This window comes from Providencia sp. PROV073, assembly GCF_033688125.1.
In the GTDB taxonomy this organism is placed as follows: domain Bacteria; phylum Pseudomonadota; class Gammaproteobacteria; order Enterobacterales; family Enterobacteriaceae; genus Providencia; species Providencia hangzhouensis.
In genome coordinates, this window is sequence record NZ_CP096353.1 from 2,482,957 (window position 1) to 2,507,353 (window position 24,397).

Here is a 24,397-nt window from a genome sequence, read left to right on the forward strand (position 1 = left end):
TATGTTAAAAGTAGCCATAAGAATTATCTTACCACCTAATAATATCCTAAATTATTGAATGATTCGATTTGTATTTTTATTATTCAATATTTGATTTGTTTTGTGTGTAATATAAAAAATTGGCCATATCACCTGATATAGCCAATTCAACATCAATTAATTTTCTGTGTATTATTCACGACCAGGCAATTTTTTCCATGTAACTTCATTACGCAGGTAAGTAGGTTCAACATTTTCAACGGCAACCACTTTTCCCTGTTGCCATAATTGAGCAGCAATGGGTAACATATCTTGCGCATCAGGCAGCGTAATATGACTGTTAGCTAATGTAATTGATGCATTCAACAATGAGGGATATGCCTCCCACCCAGTACCTGCATAACCCCACAGCCCTGAAAGCCCTGTCACTTTGCTCTTAAAATCGTCGGGAAGTAGAACTGCTTCAGTTTCTTCACCTAACCATTGGCCTGCGGATGTTCGCTGATATTGGGCACAATAGATTTCTGACATCCGTGCATCAATAGCCACTAATACCTGATGATGCCCCATTATACGAAAGGCGCCTTCAGCAAGTGTCATTAAAGAGGAAACGCCAATCATGGGCAAATTAGCCCCTAGTGCTAACCCTTGTGCAATACCAACACCAATACGAACCCCCGTAAAACTACCAGGACCACGCCCGAAAGCCAATGCATCTAACTGGTTCAACCCCATCCCAGCTTCTGCAAGAACTTCCTCAACCATCGGTAAAATTTTTTGTGTGTGCTCTCGAGGAGAAATCGCGAAACGCGAAATAATGTCACCTTCACACCAAAGTGCGACTGAACAGGCTTCTGTTGCTGTATCAACAGCAAGAATACGACTCGACATGCCTAAACTCCGGCAAATTAATAGTTTCTGATTAAAAGATGCCGATTATATTAACATAAACGGCCGTAGAAATAGCAGAAAAACAAGGTGGGATTTACCTCACTCTATTAACTTCTTGCCTTTTCTCTTCAAGAAATGCAATTGCTTTTTGTATACTTCTTGTTCGTGGTGATGGCGGAAGGCTACGTAAAAAAACCTCACCATAAGGGCGAGTCACTAAACGGTTATCACAAATAACGATGACACCATAATCACTAGTGTCTCGAATTAGCCGCCCTACACCTTGCTTTAAAGTAATAACTGCATCTGGTAATTGGACATCCGAGAATGGATCTCCACCCCGTAATTCACAATCTTCGATGCGCGCTCTTAATAGCGGGTCATCAGGGGCAGTAAATGGGAGTTTATCGATAATGACACAAGTTAATTCATCACCTCGCACATCAACCCCCTCCCAAAAGCTACTAGTGGCAACTAAAACAGCATTCCCCGCAGCAATAAACTGAGATAACAGTTTGTTTTTACTGCTTTCCCCTTGCATTAGAACCGGTAATGTCAATGAAGATTTAAATTCCTCGGCCAATTCACGCATCATCAGGTGTGATGTACATAAAAAGAAGCAACGTCCCTGATTTTTTTCAATCATAGGTCGTAGCATGGTTGCCAATTTTTGCGCGAGGCCTCGTTGATTGAGTTCAGGTAAAAAACGCGGAACACATAATAAAGTTTGGCTTTGATAATCAAATGGGCTGGCTAATAATAGCGTTTTTGCCGTGGCTAGACCTAAACGGTCAGTGAAGTGACTTAGTTTTTCATTTACCGACAAAGTTGCTGATGTAAATACCCAACTGGCTGGCGTACTTGCGATCATTTCGCTGAATTTATCTGCAACCGTTAATGGCGTTAGTGCCAGTAAAAAATGGCGACCATAACTTTCAAACCAATAGCTGTAGCCTGCAATTGTCACATCTTTTAAACGGTTCAAACGATTTCGGTAAATAGTAACACGCTCAAAAATAGAGTCTAAGCTCTGTGAACGGCCCAAAGTGGTTTTGATCACTTCATAACAAAGTTCAAGAGAATCATCAAGTAATGTCAATGCCCTTTGTACTTCAGGGCGCTTTAGTAAATCACGTAAATTGCCACGAAAACTGTTTTCCCCCAAATTGAGCCGGAAATCTAGCGTACTTTGAGTGAGCCTATCTGCACTTTTTTGCAGTTGCACTTGGTCTTTTAACTCAGTTCGATAGGCCATAATCATATCACGTGCCAGATCAAGCAATTGGCGACTACTTAGTTGCTGACCAAAATATTGGCTGGCTATATCAGGAATTTGGTGCGCTTCATCAAAAATCATGACCTCTGCTTGGGGAATTAATTCTCCAAAACCTGTATCTTTCACGACTCTATCAGCCATAAATAAATGGTGATTCACAACGACAATATCCGCTTCTAAAGCTTTACGTCGTGCTTTTAAGACAAAACATTCTTGATAACGTGGGCAATCACTTCCAAGACAATTATCATTGGTGCTAGTCACTAACGGCCAAACAGGGCTGTCCTCCGCAATATCATGACAAGTGCTCGTATCACCTAGCTCAGATTCAATGGACCAACTGCGTAACCTCACAACAGCGGACAATATTTCCGGCTCAAGACTACCACCACCAAGGGATTGTTGGTCTAATCGCTCTAAACATAAATAATTCGAACGCCCTTTTAATAACGCGGTCCGTCCAGTGTAATTCATCGCATCAATAATTGTCGGTAAGTCTCGGTGATACAGTTGATCTTGTAAGGCTTTTGATCCCGTTGAAACAATGACTTTTTTTCCACTACGCAATGCAGGAACTAAATAAGCATATGTTTTTCCTGTTCCAGTACCCGCTTCCGCCACCAGCACATGCTGCTGCTCAATCGACTCGGTTACTGCATTCGACATCGTAACTTGTGCTTCTCGAGGCTGAAAACCAGGAATTGTTCTGGCTAAAAAGCCATCCGCAGAAAAATCGTCGTGCACTACATGACCTATTTATTAGGAATAATGAGGGCACACTTTACCATGAGTTTCTTAACCCTGCTTAGGTAATTATTACTTCGTTGAACAACTGATTTTCATCCAGCCTGCAAACTGTTATTCTTGAGCCACATGTATAATAAGGAATAATTATGACTATCAAACGTATTGACCCTGATAATCGTTGGTCTGAAGCTGTTATTCACAATAATGTCATTTACTACACCAGTGTGCCTGAAAACCTTGACGCTGATATTGTTGCTCAAACAGCAAACACGCTCGCGGCAATTGATGTGATGCTTGAACGTGTTGGTTCAGACAAAAGTAAAATTCTTGATGCCACCATTTTTCTTGCTGATAAAGCCGATTTTGCTGGTATGAACCAAGCATGGGATGCTTGGGTTGTTGCTGGAAGTGCGCCTGTCCGCTGTACTGTCCAAGCATTGTTGATGAAGCCAGAATATAAAGTTGAAATTAAGATTGTTGCAGCAATTGATTGATTAAACAGGTTTTGCTTTGCATAAAAATGGGCGCCAATTATTAGCGCCCATCCATGTTCTAAATAGTTTGTGATGTCGCTAGGCGGCAAGTGAGTTAATCCCTTGGGGCATACAAAAGTATGTGACTAGGGTTAACGAATGCAGCCAACAACGCGACAGTGCTAAATATGACGTTCACTCATGCTCTAAATAGTTTGCAGTGTCGCTAGGCGGCAAGTGAGTTAATCCCTTGGAGCATACATAAGTATGTGACTAGGGTTAACGAATGTAGCCAACAACGCGACAGTGCAAAATGTGACGAGCATTACGACATCTTGATGAGAACCATTCCTAGTAGCAATAACACAATCCCTCCCCAGCCTTTATAATTTAGCCGTTGATTGAAAAGTATCCAACCTGCTGCTACTGTCGCGATAATCCCGAATGCTCCCCATAATGCATAGGCAATTGAAAGTTCAATTCCTTTTACTGCTTGCGCTAATGCACTGAAGGCTCCGAGTACCGCAATTAGGGAGAGAATACCTATCCAATATCGTTTAAATCCATTCGACATTTTTAACAAAATGTTGGCTGCGATTTCTAATATGACTGCTAGGATCAAAAACGCAGCATGCCACCATTCAAAATGACTGGCCATATTACGCCTCCGACTTAGCTTCGCGCCCAACTAAAGCATTTGTTTTGGCTGCATTGACCGCGTTTTGTGTAACTTGTTTTACTTTTTGTGCAGATTGACAAACGGTGGTTTTCTTGGTGCCTGATTTAATCAGTCCAATACCGGTGATCAGTAATACTAACCCCCCAATTTTCATCGGTGATAGCGTTTCTCCAAACCACATGACACTAAATGTTGTGATAAAAAGGATACCGATACCCTCCCATAGTGCATAGGCGACACCTAATGCCACTTTTTTAACTGCAACAGCAAGTAAAATGTATGATGTTGCTATCATCACATACATCACGACCATACCAGTAAAATCTCCACTGACGCTGGCATGTTTCATTGATAGTGTACCGATAACTTCAGTTACGATAGCTAATACTAAAAATATCCAGTAAATCATTATAATATCTCTCTATATACAGCCACGTAATAGTCTATTTTTTGTACAGATAAAAAATACAGATTACTATTGCGTAGTTGTTGAAAATTCAAATAAATAACAATGAGTTTATTCAGCGAAATGAATAATCGAGAGAGACGCTATAATGCACCACACCAGTAGTGTTCACTGGAAAGGATAGCTGAAAGGAAAAGCCTGTGTGTCGTTCTTTTTTGGGACTTGCTGATCTTGCCGCTAGTTGAGCTAAGCATGATATCTTATTCTTTTCATCAGGTAGACATCTACCCAATTTACTCCGAACCCTCATGTTGATAGTTAATTTCAGTTTATTTTTAACATGCCAAATTTATTAAGTCAATGAATATAAACATTTTTTGTATTGAATAAAAATATGCATAACTATTCATTAATATGCTAATCAACCCTTGAGCTATCAACTATTGCGCGAATAAACAAGCGATGATGATAAATTTTTCACTGGAATTATTTTATAAAAAAATCTCTTTTTTCCACTTTTTATACTCTCATCACGCCTTAATTAAGCTATTCGATTTTTAGCATTGACAACCTGATTGAACAAGCTTCTTATAGTAGCTATATGATTGTAATATGCCGAAGAGAGAGCCATGAACGCCTTTAGCCTTACCTCCAATAGTTTCCAAAATTCCACTGATGCAACACCATTACCTTATGATGTTGTTTCAATTCAGTCGCAAGTTATTTATGGCAGTGTTGGAAATAGTATTGCCGTTCCAGCCCTGACAAAACAAGGTTTACGTGTTGCGGCAGTACCTACTGTAGTACTCAGTAATACGCCTCATTATACAACTTGCTATGGTGGTGAGTTGCCTGGTGAGTGGTTTCGTGGTTATTTAAACGGTTTTGTTGAGCGGGGTAGCTTAAATTCTGTGAGAGCTATTTTGACTGGTTATCTAGGTTCCCCAGAAAAAGCCCAAGACTTAGCAAACTGGTTAACTCTAGTTCGTAAAGAAAGAACGGCACTACCGGTTATTGTTGACCCAGTCATGGGAGATGAAGACAGCGGTTTTTATATTCCACCCGAAATTGCCGAGGTATACCGAGATAAAGTCATTCCTTTAGCTACAGGTATTATTCCAAACAAATTCGAGCTCATGACGTTAAGTGGCAAACAAGTCCATAACTTGGATGATGCTACGGCTGCAGCCCGTAGCTTATTAAAGGGAAATACACAGTGGGTAATCATCACAAGTGCTTTCCAGCCTGATGACGACAACATTGAAGTCGTTTGTGTTACCCAAGATAACGTGGCCGTAATCCGCCACAAACGTTACCCTGTCACACCAAAAGGAACGGGGGATTTATTTGGCGCTGAACTCACCGCTCAGTTATTAGCGGGACTATCCGTTCCTGATGCCGCTAAAATGGCATGTTTACGCATCGAGCAAGCGATTATTCATATGGCAGCGACAGGACGTAGCGAATTAATCCTTTAATATCCTATGTAGCCATACCTAACAATATGATAAGCATAGATAAATACCTAACAATATGATAAGCATAGATAAATGGCGGGATTACCCCGCCATTTTAGTCAATATACTACCTAATATTTCAAATATTGATAATATTATTCAAACTCATTCCATGAACGGCCATCGCGTGCGATCATCGCAACAGATGCAATCGGCCCCCAAGTCCCTGCTTGATATGGCTTAGGCGCTTCATTGTCCATTGCCCATGCATCTATAATAGAATCAACAAATTTCCATGCTTCTTCTACTTCATCGCGGCGAACAAACAGTGCTTGAATGCCACGCATGGCTTCAAGTAATAAACGCTCATAAGCATCTGCAAGGTGAGTCTGGTTGAAAGTTTCAGAGAAACTTAAATCCAATTTAGTGGTTTGTAAACGGTGTTTATGATCAAGGCCTGGTGCCTTATTCATAATTTCAATATCAATCCCTTCGTCTGGCTGCAAACGAATAGTTAATTTATTCTGAGGCAGGTCTTGATAACTTTCAGAGAAAATATTCAATGCTGGTTTTTTAAAATAAACAACAACTTCAGAACATTTTGCAGGTAGGCGCTTACCCGTACGTAAATAGAAAGGTACACCTGCCCAACGCCAATCATCGATATCAACACGCAAAGCAACGAATGACTCGGTCATACTTTGCTTGTTCGCACCCTCTTCTTCTAAATATCCAGGGACTTTTTTACCTTGAACAAAACCAGAGGTATATTGCCCTCGTACTGCCTTTTCACGCACATTTGTATGGTCGATACGACGTAAAGAACGTAAGACTTTCACTTTTTCATCGCGAATACGGTCAGTGGTTAAATCTGCCGGTGGTGACATGGCAATCATCGTTAAGATTTGCAATAAGTGGTTTTGTACCATATCACGCATTTGGCCTGCTTGGTCGAAATATCCCCAACGACCTTCGATTCCTACTTCTTCTGCAACCGTGATTTGGACATGATCAATAGTGCGGTTGTCCCAGTTATTGATAAATAACGAGTTTGCAAAACGCAATGCGAGTAAGTTTAAAACGGTTTCTTTACCAAGATAGTGGTCAATACGATAGACTTGGCTTTCATCAAAATACTTAGCCACTTCATTATTAATTTCTTGTGACGACGCTAAATCCGTTCCCAGTGGTTTTTCCATGACAACGCGATTTGGCTTTTTATTTAATTTAGCATGACCCAACCCTTGACACATAGCACCAAAAGTACTCGGTGGCATAGCAAAGTAATGGATAGCGGGTTGTGCATCTTGTTTTAACATTTCAGCTAAACGCACAAAACTTTCAGTCTGGTTAACGTCTAAGTTACAAAAATCCAAGCGAGCGCTTAGTTTTTCCCACAATGCTGAATCGAGATCTTCTTTTAAGAACTTATCTAACGCTTCTTTGACAAAGTGGACATAATCATCTTGACTCCATTCAGCACGACCAACACCAATAATGCGCGTGTCTGGATGAATGTAACCTGCTTTTTCTAACTGATAAAGCGATGGCAGCAGCTTACGACGAGCGAGGTCTCCCTTGGTGCCAAAAATAATTAAGTCACAAGCTTGAGCAGCATTATGTACCGCCATATTGGTTCTCCTCAATTTGCGGAATGTAAGACCTAACTAGGATAGGCCTTATTGTAATTTTGTTAAAATTAGCCCTAATTCCGCTAATGTACCCTGTTGCTAGTGCCCAGTAAATGTTCATGATACCGATCACAGTTTTTATGATGAAAAAAACAACATATTGTCTGTTTAATCTTATGTTACACACTGAATAATTTTTAGTGTATTAAAAAGATGCGATTTAACTGAATGGAGACAGCTTCCGTAAAAAAATAACAAAATAAGTAGGATGTTTACTATTCTGAAAATTAGATACGGGTCAAAGTTTCATAAAAAGCTGCTACTTATCACCTGTATTCAGATAGCTTACATATCATACATAGTATATTTTCACTCTCTATTACGACATCACAGCAAGAAATTTAAAATCAATAATAGGATAACGTGATGACTCAAAAATTTCTCCTTTCGATGAAATAGGCGCTTTTGCTATATGAATATTTTAGAACAAATGAAGACAAGTCTCGATTTTTTAAGTAAATCAGAAAAAAAGGTGGCTGAGGTTATTCTAGGTATGCCACAAAATGCCATTCATCTCAGTATCGCCACACTCGCGCAATTAGCTGATGTTAGCGAGCCAACAGTAAACCGATTTTGTCGAAAAATGGATACGAAAGGATTCCCTGATTTTAAATTACGATTAGCACAAAACTTAGCCAACGGCACCCCCTATATTAACCGCCATATAGAAGAAACCGATACAGTAAATACCTATACTCATAAGATTTTTGAATCTGCTATGGCTGGATTAGATAATGTAAAACACACATTAGATATCAGTGCAATTAATCGTGCTGTTGATTTATTAACTCAAGCTCGGAAAATCAGTTTTTTTGGCTTTGGCGCCTCTGCAGCTGTCGCGCACGACGCAATGAATAAGTTTTTCCGCTTTAATATTCCTGTCATATACTTCGATGATATTGTCATGCAACGTATGAGCTGTATCAATAGTAATGAAGGAGATGTTATTGTGCTCATTTCCCATACAGGAAGAACCAAAGCATTAGTTGATATGGCACGTTTAGCACGGGAAAATGACGCGACTATAATTGCAATTACCTCAGAAAACTCACCTCTCTCTCAAGCCGCTTCCTTATCTATCATTATTGATGTTCCTGAAGATACTGATATCTATATGCCAATGGTATCAAGAATGGCGCAGCTCGCTGTCATTGATGTACTAACAACGGGTTTTACGTTAAGAAGAGGTGAAAAATTTAGAGATAACTTGAAGCGCGTCAAAGAAGCATTACGTGATTCGCGGTTTGATAGCATCTAAAGGCAATAAATTGGCTGTATAAATGCTTTTCTTTGCTTTTCAGGCTTTAATAGTTTTACAGACCTGATAGCATTAAGAAATTGGCTGTATATAATAGCTGTGCTCGTGTCAGCATCCCTATTTGCAGTAAACAGGTTTCGAAATGGAGTGAAATGGTTTCACTCTTTTATCAACACCATTACAGGTCAACGGAGTAATACATGTCTAGACGGCTTAGAAGAACTAAAATTGTTACAACTCTTGGTCCAGCTACAGATCGCGATAATAACCTTGAAAAAATTATCAACGCTGGCGCCAACGTTGTTCGCCTTAACTTCTCCCACGGAACTCCAGAAGACCATCTATTACGTGCGAACAAAGTACGTGAGATTGCCGCTCGTTTAGGACGTCACGTTGCGATCCTCGGTGATTTGCAAGGTCCTAAAATTCGTGTTTCCACTTTTAAAGATGGCAAAGTTTTCCTAAATATTGGCGATAAATTCATTCTTGATGCCAATTTAGGTAAAGGTGAAGGCTGCCAAGAGAAAGTAGGTATCGACTATAAAGGCTTACCTGCCGATGTCGTTCCAGGTGATATTTTGCTTCTTGATGATGGTCGAGTACAATTGAAAGTCCTTGAAGTCAAAGGGTTACAGGTATTTACAGAAGTTACTGTTGGTGGCCAACTATCTAACAATAAAGGTATTAATAAACTCGGTGGCGGTCTTTCAGCTGAAGCATTAACAGAAAAAGACAAAGAAGATATAAAAACTGCTGCAAAAATTAATGTTGATTACTTAGCTGTTTCATTCCCTCGCTCAGGTGAAGATTTAGATTATGCACGCCGATTAGCTCGTGATGCGGGCTGTGAATGCCAAATTGTTGCTAAAGTAGAACGTGCAGAAGCCGTTGCCAATGATGAAGTGATGGATGAAGTTATTCTCGCTTCTGATGTCGTTATGGTTGCTCGTGGTGACCTCGGAGTGGAAATTGGCGACCCTGAATTAGTCGCTGTCCAGAAAAAATTGATCCGCCGCTCTCGCCAATTAAACCGTGTTGTTATAACCGCAACACAAATGATGGAATCGATGATCACTAACCCAATGCCAACGCGAGCCGAAGTCATGGACGTTGCGAATGCGGTGTTGGATGGTACTGATGCCGTTATGCTTTCTGCTGAAACTGCTGCAGGCCAGTACCCAGCAGAAACGGTAGCCGCGATGGCGCAGGTTTGTTTTGGCGCAGAAAAAATGCCGGGCCTAAATGTGTCTAAACACCGTTTAGATGCGGAGTTTAATAGCCCTGAAGAAGCAATTGCAATGTCAACAATGTATGCTGCTAACCATCTTAAAGGGGTTAAAGCTATCATAGCAATGACTGAGTCTGGCCGTACTGCTCGCATGATGTCTCGGATCAGCTCTGGTTTACCTATTTTTGCCATGTCTCGTCATGAAAAAACCCTTAATCAATGTTCTCTCTATCGTGGTGTTACACCTGTTTTCTGTAGCACCCATACAGATGGTATTGCGGCTGCCAATGAAGCTGTCACGCGTTTACGTGATAACGGCTATTTAATGAGTGGTGACGTGGTTCTTGTCACCCAAGGTGACTTAATGGGCACTGTAGGTAGCACGAATACTTGTCGTATTCTAGAAGTTGAATAATCTTTTAGCCCTCGCCTATGGGTGGGGGCTTTCCTTTATATTGAAACGCTATCTAACTTAAAAAAGAATTAACACAAGAAAGTATAGCTCTGCATCACTTGCGTAAAATACAGAGAAAATAGCATTTAATGATATTGTAGGTTAAATTGTAGCGTACCATTCGCTTTCCCAGCTGTCGTTGCAGATTGAGTTTGGATATACGCCGCTTCCAACGGAATGTTGTATTGCCCTATGTCATTTTTATTGGCGAGCGGTATTAATTGATTAAGCTTAATGGGTATACCGTTGTGCTTTACTTGGATGGCATAACCTTTCGCTGTATTTGCATCGGCTAAATTATTAAGTGCGATTGCCCCTGGTGTTTGACTTGAATCTTGAGTTCCAATAAACGTAATTTTTATCGGAGATATAGGGTCACAATCTAATTCAATTTGAAAATTTTGCTTGCTCTCAGAACTCGTTGAACCAACACCTGTAAATGACAATTTACTAACGTTACCGAATGGTACGTCTATTGATTTATTTTTGACTTCACAACCACTCGAAATAACATTGATTGGCCCCATATTTACTTTGGGTTCGAACCTCCCATATAAATCTGTAGTAATGAAACCATTGTGGAATAAAATCAACATCGCAGCATTAGATATTGGTAAAGTTTGGCTTTTAACATTATTACCAACTTTATAAAAATCCGCCCTTAATTTTACAGTATACGTTGCTGAAGATGCATTAGAGCCACATATAAATCTATTATTATTATTTCCATCTTTCGTATTTACCCCATCAACATATGCAAAACCAGAGCAAGGGCTCATTACTGTACCATGCAAAGTATAACCAACGCCTGAACTATTAATTTCTCTAACATAACCTATACCCGGAATATACCTTGAATTTCCTGGTTCGATTGGTACGTAAATTCCAACTTCTGTATTACCCGTCACATTCCACCACGTCCATGGAGAGTGGGTTCCTAAATCAATAGAACCAATAAAAGTACCTACTGGTAAAGTTCGTGATACATAAAGTGTTTTATTCGGATTAACTAATTGGCTGGTAAATTCAGCCCTAAATTCAGCAGCCCCGAATTGTGAATATAAAAGGAACGAAATGCCTATTTTTAGACCTAAATTTTTCATGATAACTCCTATTCACAAACTCGTTCTATAAACTGAATTTTTTCATTCTCTAATGATAATAAAAGTGGAACTGTACATTGTTGATTATTACCGTTGCCCCATTTCACTATTATCTTGCTTTGCTCTGGAACGCCACTTAAATAAACCTCCCCATCATTTGCAACAATACCGCCTGTAACTTGTTCCTCACTTTCCATAACAGAAACTTGTGTACCAAATGCAATTGCTTTTCCCGCATACTTGAGTTTTAATAAAACTCTAGCACCCCGTTTTGCTTGGAAATTAGCTAATACAATCGCACCTTGAGTAGGAACGACTGTCGTTGTATTAATCGCAACATCATTATTGCCACTTAATGTTGCAGTATCGACACTAATTTTATTTCGTTCATAACGAGTCACTGTGGGAATTACCGCATAACCTGACGAATTAGTGTAAAGTGATTGCGCGTTATTTACTTTTAAATTGTCTATATCTTCTGCTTTAACGAGCACTGCAGAATCATAGATAGTACGAGAGGTCGTTAACCCGCCAGAATGCAATAATAGTGCTCCCGTTGCACTGAAATCGATAGCATGATATTTAGGGTCATAGTTATAACCCAAACTGTATTCTCCTGATGAAACTATATAGTTTGCACTAACGGAACTGCTAAATTCATTACGGCTATGGTTATGTCTTTGCGTAAGGTTATACTGCAAATTATTATCTACTAATTGCATACCATTAAAACTTAATGAGCTAATCGAATCTCCATTTTTGCTGGTACTATAGCTATAGTTAGCCCAATTATTTTTTCGACCCAAATCAAAAGGAATACTCAAATTGAATGACAGCATTTGGTCATTTGTTTTTGAATAGTCTTGTTTAATATAAGAATAAGCAACGCTGTAATTCAATGAATTATAATTAGAGCTAAAACTCATTGTTAAACTTTTATCAGAACCACTTTTGTCCCAATAATATTGCTGGTAACCATTCACCGATAAATAACCGATTTCGTCAAGTGACTGAGAGACTGATGCTTGAAACTGTTGTTTTTTTCGCCCCATATTATAAAGATAATTATTCAAATCAGAAAAATCATAATAGTTTTTTGTTGAGTAACGATATGACGCCAAAGAAAAAGAAGTGCCTGTATTTGGAATGCATTTCGAATATTGAATTCGATACGCTTGCCCTTTCGCACTCTTTTTATCAATCAATTGTACCGATGCTTCTGTAATATCTGTTGATATCGCGCCAATTTTGCCTAAATTTACTCCAGCACCTATTGTGTAGGCTTGATAGTCTTGAGAAACTAAGAAACCTCCATAAACGGATAAGTTATATGGCAAGCCGTAAATTGCTGATGCTTGCGCAAAATTAGGTTTACGTCGTGCACCATCAACATTATATTTACCAATATCTACGCTATATTTTAATGTGCCGGCTCTTTGCATCATTGGCACTGCAGAGAAAGGCTGAATAAAAGACCTTACCGTGCCATTAGCTTCTTCAATTGTGACCTCAAGATCACCACTATATGACGTTGGATACAAATCATTAATCGCAAACCTACCCGGCGGCACGGTGGTTTGATAAATCACGTTGCCATTTTGGCTGATAGTAACAATCGCGTTTGATTGTACAAGACCAGTCACTGTAGGTGCAAAACCCCTTTCACTTTGAGGTAACATACTTTCATCAGATACTAGCTTCACTCCAAGATAAGGGGTGCTCTCTATTACGCCATTATCAGAGGATATTTCACCAATCGTTAAGCGGCTTTTTAAGCTACGAATATCACGTTCTACATAAGTTTGTAGATTATTCCAATTCGTTTCATATGTCGTTTTACTGTAGGTACTATGATTACGGAAACGCCAAGCGCCTATATTAATACCACTTCTTAAACCTAAGAACGAATTATCGCTATTATTCTTATTTTGGTACCAATGTTTATTAAACCGAACTGTGTAGTTAACAAATGTAGCGGTGATTCCATCGTCCCATTCCTTTGGTTCAATATAGCCTCTACTCGTATTTTCTAATCCAATTTGTGGGATACTAATTTGTAATTGTTGGGTTTCAAATCTGTATTGATAATTAGCACCAGGAATAATTTTACTAATGTCATTCAAATATTCGTCCTCTCCACTTGCTGAAAACTTTTCACTTGCTGAGTTTTTCACACCCCAGTTTAGCAGCATTTTTTTTGTTATTTCAGGAGATAATTTTTTAGCTTTATCATCAAATAAAAACCTTATATTCTTGTTATCAACCAATTTATCATTTATATAGATATCAACAAAATAATCTCCTGGCAATTGTCCTCCCGCAGATGATAGGTAGCCTAAACTATTTATATCTGCGACTTGGTTTTCCATTCCGGAATTAATTGCATTAATATCAAAAATATCTTTAGCAATTGTATTATTGATATAAAATATTAAGCTAATCGCAGTAAAAACATTAGAATACATAAGCGTATTTTTTTTACAAAAAACTGGCATCTTAGAGACTCTTATTTGGTTTTTTTCTCTATAATAGCGCCATAGTCATTGATAAATTGAACAACTATTGAGTCACCATTATTTATTTTTTTCTTAATGATATAGTCATTTTTGAATGGATATATTAAACTAGCACCGTCAATAACCCTGCCATTGTCAAGGATATTTTTGATTGATAAGTGATATGGAGTTTGGTTATCAATCATAATCCCATCTGGTTTCTCAACTAAAAAAATTTTTTTAAAGTCGAATGGCTCTATATCTTTCGACCTTAAAAATAATTTAAACTGTGAATTTATGATTATCTGTAGTTCATTCTCAATACTATTATTTTTTGGTGGTATTGATTTGATATTAAGCAAATAAATTTGTTCAGTATTTGAACCGATAGACTCACCTATATAAGAAATTCTAGCTGAACCATTTGTATCTGGCTCAATACGAAATAATGGTGGTATGGCAATAAATGGTGCTTTCCCCTCTCCGCCAAATGGTGATACCCAGCTTTGAATTAAAAAAGGTTTTTCTTTATCACTATTGAAAATAGGAATATCAATTTCACGTTTATTTTCTTCATAGACAAAACGTGTTCCACCTACACTAATCCCTGAGGCTTGAGAGGTGCTAGTTATAGAAAAAAAACATATACAGATTGAAAAAAATATTTTTTTCATAAAACAACCATTATATTGAAATAAGAAGGAGAGTAACCATTGTCACTCTCCAATTAGTTAATGATATTGAATACTGTATACTGCACTGCTATTAGCAGGCCCTGCAGTTACTACACCAGTCGCTTTATAACGAGCAACATAGTCTAAGTCTACTGTTGTACCATCGAATTCAATTTGTTTTGAATCTTCAAACAACTTAATTTGCGTTATTGCATCTTTTTCAAATAAAGCAACACCGACATTATTTGCAACGCCTACAGCTTGGTTAATTGCAAGAATATCGTTGTCTGCGGTATCACGTGTGCCACCGAAACGTACAGTTACTTTGGAGTTTGTTGGACAATCAACAAGTTTAATAGTAAAGTTTTTTAAACCCGCCACTTCTCCTTGTGCGGCTAAACTTTTAGCTGATACCTTTCCAAGGTCAACATTTAAATTTTTTGAATTGCTATCAACTGTACAAGCTATATCAGTTATTTCCCCAGTAAAGTTAATTGTACCTGAAGCAAAAACAGTTGGCGTAGATGTTACAGCTAAAGTAACCCCTATTATAGTTAGGGATTTTTTTAGAATACTCATAATAGTTCCTATAATATAGATTTTTAATTATTAATTACTACATAAACAAATAAATCACTCATATTTTTAGTTCAGAAGAAATATATCATCTACCTTTAGTTAAGTTAACCAATGGATACATTGAATTTTTTAAAATTGCATCTAAAATATTAATACTTTGTTTTTATCATTTATGAACTGGCTCTTTTATTTAGATTTTTTATTAGCAATTAGATAGTTTTTTAAAATTTCATTTGCCATTGAGATTTTATTAATATACATATAAAAATTATAGAACGACTTTTTATTTACTATTTTCAGCTCTTTTAATGAATTATTATTTAATTCTTTCTGGATTAAGTTTTTCGGCAACCATAAATAACCAACCGAATTTTCGGCTAATTTAATTGCTAATTCCACATTAGAAATATGGATAGTTTGGATGCTTTTGATCCCATTCATACCTGTAAGCTTCAAAGAAATTGAGGCTGTTTTTTCCATTATTTTCAGTATATTGTCAACTGAACAATGTTGCAGCTTATGATTTGGGTTGGTTACAAGCACCGCTTCAACCTGTTCAAGAAATATGGGATTTAACGACTCAATGTAATGATGAGTAATTAGTAAATCATAATTTTTAATTGTAAAAACATCTGATTTTCTTAGTGAAATCTTCTTAAGATCAATATCATAATCCTTTCTAGAGCAGCTTAGCTCTCCAATTTTTTTAAGTATTTCATCACTTTGATATAGCGAATCTATAACTATATTAATTTTATTATTTCCCTCATAATTTAATGACTTGGCAACCTCTTCTAATGAAATCGCTTTATTTGTTACTTCTCTTGATAACGCTAATAACTGTTCTCCTTGTTTAGTTAATACTGCACGACGTTTTTCTAAAGAAAATATTTCAATTTCTAACGTTTGCTCTAATTTACTGATGGTATAACTAATTGATGATTGTGTTCTATGCAAGATTTCAGCTGCTTGAGCAAAACCACCGTAGTCAACCACCGCTTGTAGGGTTATCCATTGGTCTAGCGTAGTTCGGGTTTTAACCATAGAGTCTCCAAATTATTAACCTGGGAGATATATTTTATTTATCGTTAATAAATACTTTTACATACCATTCCTTATTTACTCATATATTTAAAAGTTTTTAAGTTATTTATTTTGATATATCGATAATCATTTTTAATAGGGGATATTTTTTTATTTAAAGCTATCAGTTCTCTTATACTCTCGAAAAGATCAATACAAGTAACTAAAAACAGCCTAATAATAAAACCAAGAAATATAAAAATAAATTAAATAACTATACACCATTAATAATGGTACCCAGCTTTTCAAAATTATGGGTATTAAGTGTATATTTCTATGATGAGCACACTTTTAGACAAAAAAAAGCCATTACTCAAAAGGTAATGGCTCAAAAATTATTCTGTAGATCTGGACACTAACGGTAAAGATCTTTTCGCTGATAAGGTTCTATTTCTCCCTCTTTTCGCGTTTTTAATAGCTTTAGTATCCATGTGTATTGTTCTAAGTTCGGGGAAACCAGATATTCCAGCTCCTCATTCATTCTTCGTGCAATATACTTATCGTCCTTACCATCGATATCATCCATTGGTTCACGGATAAAAATATGCAATTGATGCGTTTTATGGTCATAAACGGGAAATAGTGGCACAACTTTCGCTTTACAAACTTTCATTAACCTACCGATTGCAGGTAATGTTGCCTTATATGTACCAAAAAAATCAACAAATTCGCTATGCTCCTCACCATGATCTTGGTCTGGAAGATAAAACCCCCAATATCCTTGTCTAACAGAAGCAATAAAAGGCTTAATACCCGCTTCTCTTGAATGCAAGCGCCCCCCGAAATGGTATCTCGCTTTATTCCATAAATAATCTGCAACTGGGTTCTTTTGGTGATGAAACATTGCAGCCATTTTCTGGCCTTTTGCTGCTAATAACATCGCTGGTGCATCAACGGCCCAGCCATGAGGAACCATAAAAATAACATTGCTTTGCTGCTGTTTTAAGCGCTCTATAATTTCTTGATTATGCCAATGCGTTCTAGCTAGCGTTTTACTTGCACCACGAAGACATAGCTCTGCCAACATAACAAAAGACTGTGGTGCGGTTTCAAACATACGATCAACTAATTCTTCTCGTTGTTGTTCTGTCAATTTAGGAAAACAATAAAGTAAGTTAATTTTGGCACGACGACGGCCACTTTTAGCCAATCGCCCAACCCATTTTCCTATTTTAGCGAGTAAAGGGTCACGGATTTTAACCGGAATGAAAGCCAATCCTGCCAAAATACCCGCTCCTAACCATACCCCCCAATATTTAGGTAATAGATAAGAACGGTGAAAAGTTGGCATATAGCCTTTTTTACTATCAGTGTCTTGATCTTTATTCATGCTGTACTCAAGTGAATATTAGCTATCTCTCTATAGCTTATAATAATAGTTTACGGGAGCATTACAAAGAAAACTGGCAGATACAAGTACCTGCCAGCGATAAAATAGAAACTTAAGTTACTGTAGTTTAAGTTGTGGTTTCGTTTCTTTTACTAGCGCTAAATATTCTTTACGCTCTTTTCCTGTTAAACCACCAGAACTTGGTAATTTCGCAGTAAGTGGATTTACTGCTTGTTGATTCACCCACATTTCAAAATGTAGATGAGGCCCGGTCGAACGCCCAGTATTACCTGATAGCGCAATTCTATCACCACGCTTAACTTTTTGCCCAGGCTTAACTAACAATTGGCGTAAATGCATGTAACGAGTGGTATATTGACGCCCATGACGGATAGCAATAAAGTTGCCTGCAGCGCCGCTGTATTTTGAAACAATCACTTCACCATCACCAACAGCAAGTACTGGCGTGCCAACAGGCATTGCGAAGTCCACGCCTTTATGTGGTGCTACACGCCCAGTAACTGGGTTAACTCGGCGAGGATTGAATTGTGAAGACACTCTAAACTGTTTAGCGGTTGGAAAACGTAAGAAACCGCGTTCTAAGCCATTCCCTTCGCTATCATAATAGCGCCCATCTTCAGCACGAAAAGCATAATAGCTTTTTCCATTAGTTTGCAGACGAACACCAATGAGTTGGCTCTGCTCACTGCGCCCGTTAAGCATTTCCCTGCTCATTAACACACTGAATTTATCGCCTTTTTTCAATTTTTTGAAATCAACCTGCCATTGTAAAGCTTTAATCACCTCACGGCCTTCATTACGTGTTAAGCCCGCTTTGTTTGTACTTTGTGCAAATGAACCGTCAACCGTACCTTTTAAAACACTGTTAGTCCATTCACCTTCGCGAATTTGCTTAGTTTCTTCAAATTTATTTGTCGTTCCTACGCGGGTAAAAATACGGGTCTCACGGCGAGAAACATCCCAAGTCAATGATTCTAACTCACCCTGTTCTGTTAAAGACCAATTTAAGGATTGGCCTATTTTAAGGTTTCTCAATGACTTATGTTGGTTAGATAGCGTTGCAACATCCCCAGCTTCAATACCGAATTGAGTTAAAATAGTCGTTAAGTTATCACCACTTGCAACAACATATTCATGGGGGAGAGGCGCAGCTTCTCCCCCTGTCTCTATTGCTTCAGCTTCGGTATCAGCAAGGCCTTCATCAGGTAGCTGTTCACTACTGTCTTGAATTATATCGTCGGTAGCATCACTTGCAGGTAATAATGAGAGCGGTATGATGGTATCCGGTGTGCCATCATTTTCAGTTGTCGTTGGTACATGAACTGGCCGCCAAATTGCGACGGCCATAGTCGCTACAGTGAGCGTACTTAATACAATTTTATGTGTCCTAGACAGGCTACCGTATACCTGAGCCAGACTTTTGGCCATTTGCTGCACTTAAACAATTCCTTCTATTTTTAATCCAGGCAGCTGGCGTATTGCTCTGATAATTGAGTCAAAAACTGCATGTAGCTATCTGGCCCTATCGCCAGCCCAATTCCTAGTGGGTCGAGAGTTCCCATTTTCACCCCCGTATTTCGTGCTACACTTTCAATCACAGCAGGCCTGAATTGTGGCTCAGCAAAAACACATTGCGCTTTGTGCTCAACCAATTGTGTTCGTATTTGATGTAATTTCTGCGCGCCAGGTTGTATTTCTGGGTTTATCGTAAAGTGCCCTAATGGAGCTAATTGATAGTGTTTTTCAAAGTAACCGTAAGCGTCGTGAAAAACAAAATAACCCTTATTTTTAGCTGGCTGCAAAATATTAGCAATTTTCTGATCATTTTGCGTCATATTTTCTTTGAATTTACGAAGGTTTACGTCTAGCTTATTTTTTTGTTCAGGATAAAGCTCTACTAAACGCTCATAAATGTCTTGCGCAGCGTAATTTGCAATTTCTGGGGATAACCAGATATGCATATTATACTCACCATGATGATGATGTTCGTGATCGTTGTCATGGTTAGCTTCATCTCCATGTTCGTGATCATGTTCATCTTCATGTGACTCCGCCATAAGTAGTGGCTTAATGTTTTTCTGCTCAGCCAATGCTAGGCGTTTATTCTGTGGTAATGTATTGATTGGCTTCTGTAAAAACATTTCCATATCAGGTCCAACCCATACGAATAGATCAGCCTGTTTAATTTTTTTCAAATCAGAAGGTTTAAGTGCATAATCATGAGGTGAAGCACCATCTGGTAATAAAACTTGTGTCTCAGTGACACCGTCTGCAATCCCTGCGGCAATAAAGGCCAGTGGGCGAATTGACGTTACAACATCAGCATTAGCAGTTGATACCATAGTTGCACTTAATACGGAGGTCGCCACCGCCCCGAAAAGAAATTTGCAGGCAATGTTTTTCGATTTATGTATCATAGCAGTCTTTTTCCGTGATTTTGATTTTGAAATGTTATAATATAACACAAAATGAATTCTGCAAGATGTTTTTCATATGCAACCATTACTGACTTTAAATAAAATTTCTGTTTCATTTGGCGAAAAACAGGTCCTTAACGATGTTACCTTTGAACTGAATAAAGGTGATATCGTAACCCTTTTAGGCCCAAATGGCGCTGGAAAATCAACTATTGTACGTGTTGTACTCGGGTTACTTGCCCCTACATCAGGTACCATTACGCGTCCTTCTTCTCTTGCTATTGGTTATGTTCCACAAAAACTTCACTTAGATACGACGCTCCCTCTTACGGTTAAACGGTTTATGTTATTAAAGCTCGGTGCTCGTAAAGAGCATTTGTTACCTGCACTCGAAAGAGTCAAAGCAACGCATTTACTCGAGCAACCGATGCAAAAATTATCAGGCGGTGAAACTCAACGTGTTTTACTGGCTCGCGCCCTACTCAATAAACCTGACCTGTTAGTGCTCGATGAACCCGCTCAAGGTGTCGATATTACAGGCCAAGTTGCACTATATGATTTAATTAATCAATTAAGAACTGAGCTTAATTGTGCTGTATTAATGGTTTCCCATGACTTACATCTCGTGATGGCAAAAACAGATAAAGTACTTTGCATTAACGGCCATATTTGCTGTTCTGGCGCGCCAGACGTTGTTTCAAACCACCCTGAGTTTGTGGCAATGTTTGGTTATCGGGGTGCTCAACAACTCGGTGTATACCGTCATCAACATAATCATCAACATGATTTAGAAGGCAATATTATTGTTGGTCACCAACACAGCAAGGACTGCAAACATGATTGAGTTACTATTACCCGGCTGGGTAGCAGGCATGCTACTTGCCATTGCGGCAGGTCCTTTAGGCTCTTTTGTTGTGTGGCGCCGAATGTCCTATTTTGGCGATACACTAGCTCATGCTTCATTGCTAGGCGTCGCATTTGGGCTACTATTAAATATCAACCCATTCTATGCCGTTATTGCTGTCACTTTGTTATTGGCCTTAATCTTAGTTTGGCTAGAAAAACGTCCACAACTTGCCGTTGATACTTTACTGGGTATTATGGCGCACAGTTCACTGTCTTTAGGTTTAGTCGTTGTTAGCTTGATGGCTAATGTCCGTGTTGACCTAATGGCTTACTTATTTGGTGACTTACTCTCAGTCAGCTATGAAGATATTATAACGATTTTTATTGGCGTTATTGTCGTTTGCGGGTTGCTTTTTTATCGTTGGCGGGCACTTTTGTCCATAACGGTTAGCCCTGAACTTGCTTTTGTTGATGGCATTAATATTCAAAGACTCCGTTTATTACTAATGTTAGTTACCGCACTAACAATTGGCATTGCAATGAAGTTTGTCGGGGCGTTAATTATTACGTCTTTATTGATTATACCCGCAGCGACGGCTCGACGTTTTGCTCGAACACCTGAGCAAATGGCCTTTATCGCTATCTTAATTGGTATGATTGCTGTGACTGGTGGGCTAACACTTTCTGCTTTCTACGATACCCCTGCTGGGCCGTCTGTCGTATTGGTATCGGCTGTTCTATTCGTACTTAGCTTAACAATAAAAGCGAAAAATTAATTTAAGCTATGCATTTTAGTCATCACACGCTGTTTTTAGCACAGATGGCCCCAATATTGATAACAATATTGGGGCCATACTTATTTATTTTATATAATCAAATTTCTTTAGGGGTTAAACCAAAGTGGTTATATGCATGAACTGTCGCCATTCGGCCTCGAGGGGTGCGCTGAATAAAACCTTGCTGGATAAGATAAGGTTCTAATACATCTTCTATGGTTTCACGCTCTTCCCCGATAGCTGCTGCAAGGTTATCAACCCCAACTGGGCCACCCATAAATTTATCAATAATAGCAACTAAAAGCTTTCTATCTAAATAATCGAAACCAGCAGCATCCACATTTAACATGTCTAAAGCTTGGTTAGCTATTAGCCCATCAATTGAACCATCACCTTTCACTTGAGCAAAATCCCGCACACGACGTAACAAACGGTTGGTGATACGTGGAGTTCCCCTCGAACGCATAGCAACCTGTAAGGCCCCTTCTTCGGTGATATCTAACCCCATGTATTGGGCACTACGTTTGACAATATGTTGTAAATCGTCAACTTGATAAAATTCTAAACGTTGCACAATACCAAACCGGTCACGTAATGGTGATGTGAGCGACCCTGCCCGAGTCGTTGCACCAATTAACGTGAAAGGAGGGAGATCAATTTTAATAGAGCGCGCTGCGGGCCCTTCGCCTATCATGATATCTAGCTGATAATCTTCCATTGCGGGATAAAGTATTTCCTCAACAACTGGGGATAATCGATGAATTTCATCAATAAATAGGACATCATGGGGCTCTAAATTAGTTAACATTGCAGCTAAATCGCCGGCCTTTTCTAATACAGGCCCTGATGTTGTACGCAGATTAACGCCTAATTCATTCGCAACAATCCCTGCCAACGTTGTTTTACCTAGCCCTGGAGGGCCAAAAATGAGTAGGTGATCAAGTGCATCGCCTCGCATTTTCGCTGCCTGAATAAATATTTCCATTTGGTCTTTAACCTGAGGCTGACCAATATACTCATTCAATAGCTTTGGCCTGATCGCACGGTCAATAGCTTCTTCATCTGACTGTAATACTTCAGCAGTTATTAGGCGATCGGCTTCAATCATATTAAAAATCTCTCAATCAAAGTGCTGCACGAAGGGCATCACGGATCAGTGTTTCAGAGTCACTATCCGGTTTTGCGACTTTACTCACCATACGGCTTGCTTCTTGTGGTTTATACCCTAAAGCAATCAGTGCGGCTGCAGCTTCCGCTTCGATATCAGCCATATTTGGTACTTTGCTATTTACACTTGGCAGATTAATATCGCTATTTTGATTAAATAAATCCCCATTGAGACCTTTGAAGCGGTCTTTCATTTCGACCACTAAACGTTCTGCAGTTTTCTTACCAATTCCAGGTAATTTAACCAGTGATGCAATAGCTTCTTGTTCAATAGCAGACACAAATTGTTGAGCAGACATACCGGATAAAATTGCGAGGGCTAATTTGGGGCCAACACCATTTACTTTGATCAGCTCTTTAAATAGCGCCCTTTCTTGCTTATCATTAAACCCATATAGTAATTGAGCATCTTCACGAACAACAAAGTGAGTAAACACAATTGCTTCTTGACCAATTTCGGGCAACTCATAGAAACAAGTCATTGGCATATGGACTTCATAACCAACACCTTGTAGTTCTAATAATACGATTGGAGGTTGCTTTTCTAAAACAATACCACGTAAACGACCTATCACATTGAAGCCCTCTATTACTATCTAAACCCTGAACATACTATCTAAACCCTGAACAGGTTGATTTATTATCATTAATACCGTTGTTTATACCATAAAAAATGCTGGATGCATATCCAGCTGCGCGCTATTTATTAATAAGCAATTCTGTTTAAGATAAACTCGCTATCTTAAACGACCTCGAGTTAAAACTAACCGTGGGTCGCCAACTTTTAAAAGGTTTTGATTGAAATGGCAATGTGTTATCGCAATTGCCAAAGCATCTGCCGCATCAGATTGTGGACTCGCTGACAACTTCAGAATCGATTTAACCATATGTTGTACTTGGCTTTTTTCTGCGGCTCCTGTGCCTACAACTGTTTGTTTAACCTGACGAGCCGCATATTCAAATACGGGTATATTCATGTTTGCAGCGGCGACAATCGCAACTCCCCGAGCTTGCCCAAGTTTTAATGCTGAATCCGCATTCTTCGCCATAAAGACTTGTTCAATGGATAATATATCCGGTTGATATTGAGTGATAATTTCCGAGACGCCCGCGTAAATTCGTTGCAGACGACTTGGTAAATCATCAACTTGTGTACGAATACACCCACTACCTAAATACAGTAGTTGCCGGCCTTGTTGGCGAATAACACCGTACCCCGTAACACGAGAGCCAGGGTCAATACCTAAAATAATCGCCATATAAATTTACTTATGCCTCTTTATATTAATCATGTTGTTCTAATAAGCTTCATAATACTATCAATTTCAATCAAATAGCTATTTGAATATCAAATCCAACATTCAGAA

Annotated in this window: 22 protein-coding genes; 6 read left to right on the forward strand and 16 right to left on the reverse strand. The window is 38.7% G+C overall.

Annotated elements, in window-relative coordinates; translation table 11 throughout:
- Positions 1-171 precede the first annotated feature (171 nt).
- Positions 172-870: a tRNA (adenosine(37)-N6)-threonylcarbamoyltransferase complex dimerization subunit type 1 TsaB gene (gene tsaB, locus M1F17_RS11220; protein ID WP_096864866.1), complete on the reverse strand. Its 699-nt coding sequence runs from the start codon at positions 868-870 to the stop codon at positions 172-174.
- Positions 871-964: 94 nt separating this feature from the next.
- The gene (locus tag M1F17_RS11225; protein WP_096864865.1) at positions 965-2,890 is read right to left on the reverse strand and encodes an ATP-dependent DNA helicase; all 1,926 of its coding nucleotides are present in this window, start codon (positions 2,888-2,890) and stop codon (positions 965-967) included.
- A gap of 149 nt (positions 2,891-3,039) precedes the next feature.
- On the opposite strand from M1F17_RS11225, the gene M1F17_RS11230 reads away from it, so the two are divergent.
- Complete coding sequence (locus M1F17_RS11230; RefSeq protein ID WP_004254978.1) at positions 3,040-3,387, forward strand: RidA family protein; 348 nt, start codon at positions 3,040-3,042, stop codon at positions 3,385-3,387.
- Between the two features lie 304 nt (positions 3,388-3,691).
- Here the strand turns inward: M1F17_RS11230 and mdtI are convergent, their stop codons facing one another.
- The gene (gene mdtI / locus M1F17_RS11235) at positions 3,692-4,024 is read right to left on the reverse strand and encodes a multidrug/spermidine efflux SMR transporter subunit MdtI (protein WP_004254980.1); all 333 of its coding nucleotides are present in this window, start codon (positions 4,022-4,024) and stop codon (positions 3,692-3,694) included.
- A 1-nt stretch (position 4,025) separates the two neighbouring features.
- On the reverse strand, positions 4,026-4,454 hold the full coding sequence (gene mdtJ / locus M1F17_RS11240) for a multidrug/spermidine efflux SMR transporter subunit MdtJ (protein ID WP_318836986.1): 429 nt from the start codon (positions 4,452-4,454) through the stop codon (positions 4,026-4,028).
- 626 nt (positions 4,455-5,080) lie between these two features.
- On the opposite strand from mdtJ, the gene pdxK reads away from it, so the two are divergent.
- Positions 5,081-5,929: a pyridoxine/pyridoxal/pyridoxamine kinase gene (pdxK, locus tag M1F17_RS11245; protein WP_004254983.1), complete on the forward strand. Its 849-nt coding sequence runs from the start codon at positions 5,081-5,083 to the stop codon at positions 5,927-5,929.
- A gap of 134 nt (positions 5,930-6,063) precedes the next feature.
- On the opposite strand, the gene zwf is transcribed toward pdxK, so the two are convergent.
- Entirely contained in the window at positions 6,064-7,539 is a 1,476-nt protein-coding gene (gene zwf / locus M1F17_RS11250) for a glucose-6-phosphate dehydrogenase (RefSeq protein ID WP_004254987.1), read from the reverse strand.
- 472 nt (positions 7,540-8,011) lie between these two features.
- Here zwf and M1F17_RS11255 point away from each other — a divergent pair, with 472 nt between their 5' ends.
- Both M1F17_RS11255 and pyk read left to right on the forward strand, forming a co-directional pair.
- Entirely contained in the window at positions 8,012-8,857 is an 846-nt protein-coding gene (locus M1F17_RS11255) for a MurR/RpiR family transcriptional regulator (protein WP_004254990.1), read from the forward strand.
- Positions 8,858-9,057: 200 nt separating this feature from the next.
- A complete protein-coding gene (pyk, locus tag M1F17_RS11260) occupies positions 9,058-10,500 on the forward strand; it encodes a pyruvate kinase (RefSeq protein ID WP_094962974.1) in 1,443 nt (480 codons plus the stop codon).
- Between the two features lie 125 nt (positions 10,501-10,625).
- On the opposite strand, the gene M1F17_RS11265 is transcribed toward pyk, so the two are convergent.
- From M1F17_RS11265 to znuA, 8 genes are all read right to left on the reverse strand, one after another.
- Positions 10,626-11,642 (reverse strand): fimbrial protein, encoded by a 1,017-nt coding sequence (locus tag M1F17_RS11265; RefSeq protein ID WP_318836987.1) that lies wholly within the window; start codon positions 11,640-11,642, stop codon positions 10,626-10,628.
- A gap of 8 nt (positions 11,643-11,650) precedes the next feature.
- On the reverse strand, positions 11,651-14,137 hold the full coding sequence (locus tag M1F17_RS11270) for a fimbria/pilus outer membrane usher protein (RefSeq protein ID WP_318836988.1): 2,487 nt from the start codon (positions 14,135-14,137) through the stop codon (positions 11,651-11,653).
- 11 nt (positions 14,138-14,148) lie between these two features.
- Positions 14,149-14,811: a molecular chaperone gene (locus M1F17_RS11275; protein WP_004255002.1), complete on the reverse strand. Its 663-nt coding sequence runs from the start codon at positions 14,809-14,811 to the stop codon at positions 14,149-14,151.
- Positions 14,812-14,868: 57 nt separating this feature from the next.
- Positions 14,869-15,390, reverse strand: a complete 522-nt coding sequence (locus M1F17_RS11280; RefSeq protein ID WP_004255004.1) for a fimbrial protein — start codon at positions 15,388-15,390, stop codon at positions 14,869-14,871.
- A 186-nt stretch (positions 15,391-15,576) separates the two neighbouring features.
- A complete protein-coding gene (locus M1F17_RS11285; protein ID WP_004255005.1) occupies positions 15,577-16,434 on the reverse strand; it encodes a LysR family transcriptional regulator in 858 nt (285 codons plus the stop codon).
- A 394-nt stretch (positions 16,435-16,828) separates the two neighbouring features.
- Positions 16,829-17,803, reverse strand: coding sequence for a lauroyl-Kdo(2)-lipid IV(A) myristoyltransferase (gene lpxM / locus M1F17_RS11290; protein WP_004255007.1), 975 nt, complete (start codon positions 17,801-17,803; stop codon positions 16,829-16,831).
- Positions 17,804-17,920: 117 nt separating this feature from the next.
- Entirely contained in the window at positions 17,921-19,261 is a 1,341-nt protein-coding gene (mepM, locus tag M1F17_RS11295; RefSeq protein ID WP_094962968.1) for a murein DD-endopeptidase MepM, read from the reverse strand.
- Positions 19,262-19,281: 20 nt separating this feature from the next.
- Positions 19,282-20,241, reverse strand: a complete 960-nt coding sequence (gene znuA, locus M1F17_RS11300; protein WP_110591670.1) for a zinc ABC transporter substrate-binding protein ZnuA — start codon at positions 20,239-20,241, stop codon at positions 19,282-19,284.
- A 76-nt stretch (positions 20,242-20,317) separates the two neighbouring features.
- On the opposite strand from znuA, the gene znuC reads away from it, so the two are divergent.
- Together znuC and znuB are read left to right on the forward strand one after the other, a co-directional pair.
- Positions 20,318-21,085: a zinc ABC transporter ATP-binding protein ZnuC gene (znuC, locus tag M1F17_RS11305; RefSeq protein WP_004255015.1), complete on the forward strand. Its 768-nt coding sequence runs from the start codon at positions 20,318-20,320 to the stop codon at positions 21,083-21,085.
- Complete coding sequence (znuB, locus tag M1F17_RS11310; RefSeq protein ID WP_094962966.1) at positions 21,078-21,863, forward strand: zinc ABC transporter permease subunit ZnuB; 786 nt, start codon at positions 21,078-21,080, stop codon at positions 21,861-21,863. The genes znuC and znuB overlap by 8 nt, the downstream gene beginning before the upstream one ends.
- A gap of 97 nt (positions 21,864-21,960) precedes the next feature.
- Here the strand turns inward: znuB and ruvB are convergent, their stop codons facing one another.
- From ruvB to ruvC, 3 genes are all read right to left on the reverse strand, one after another.
- Positions 21,961-22,971, reverse strand: a complete 1,011-nt coding sequence (gene ruvB / locus M1F17_RS11315) for a Holliday junction branch migration DNA helicase RuvB (protein WP_004255021.1) — start codon at positions 22,969-22,971, stop codon at positions 21,961-21,963.
- Between the two features lie 16 nt (positions 22,972-22,987).
- A complete protein-coding gene (ruvA, locus tag M1F17_RS11320) occupies positions 22,988-23,605 on the reverse strand; it encodes a Holliday junction branch migration protein RuvA (protein WP_004255023.1) in 618 nt (205 codons plus the stop codon).
- A gap of 162 nt (positions 23,606-23,767) precedes the next feature.
- The gene (gene ruvC / locus M1F17_RS11325) at positions 23,768-24,289 is read right to left on the reverse strand and encodes a crossover junction endodeoxyribonuclease RuvC (protein WP_004255028.1); all 522 of its coding nucleotides are present in this window, start codon (positions 24,287-24,289) and stop codon (positions 23,768-23,770) included.
- Positions 24,290-24,397: the final 108 nt, after the last annotated feature.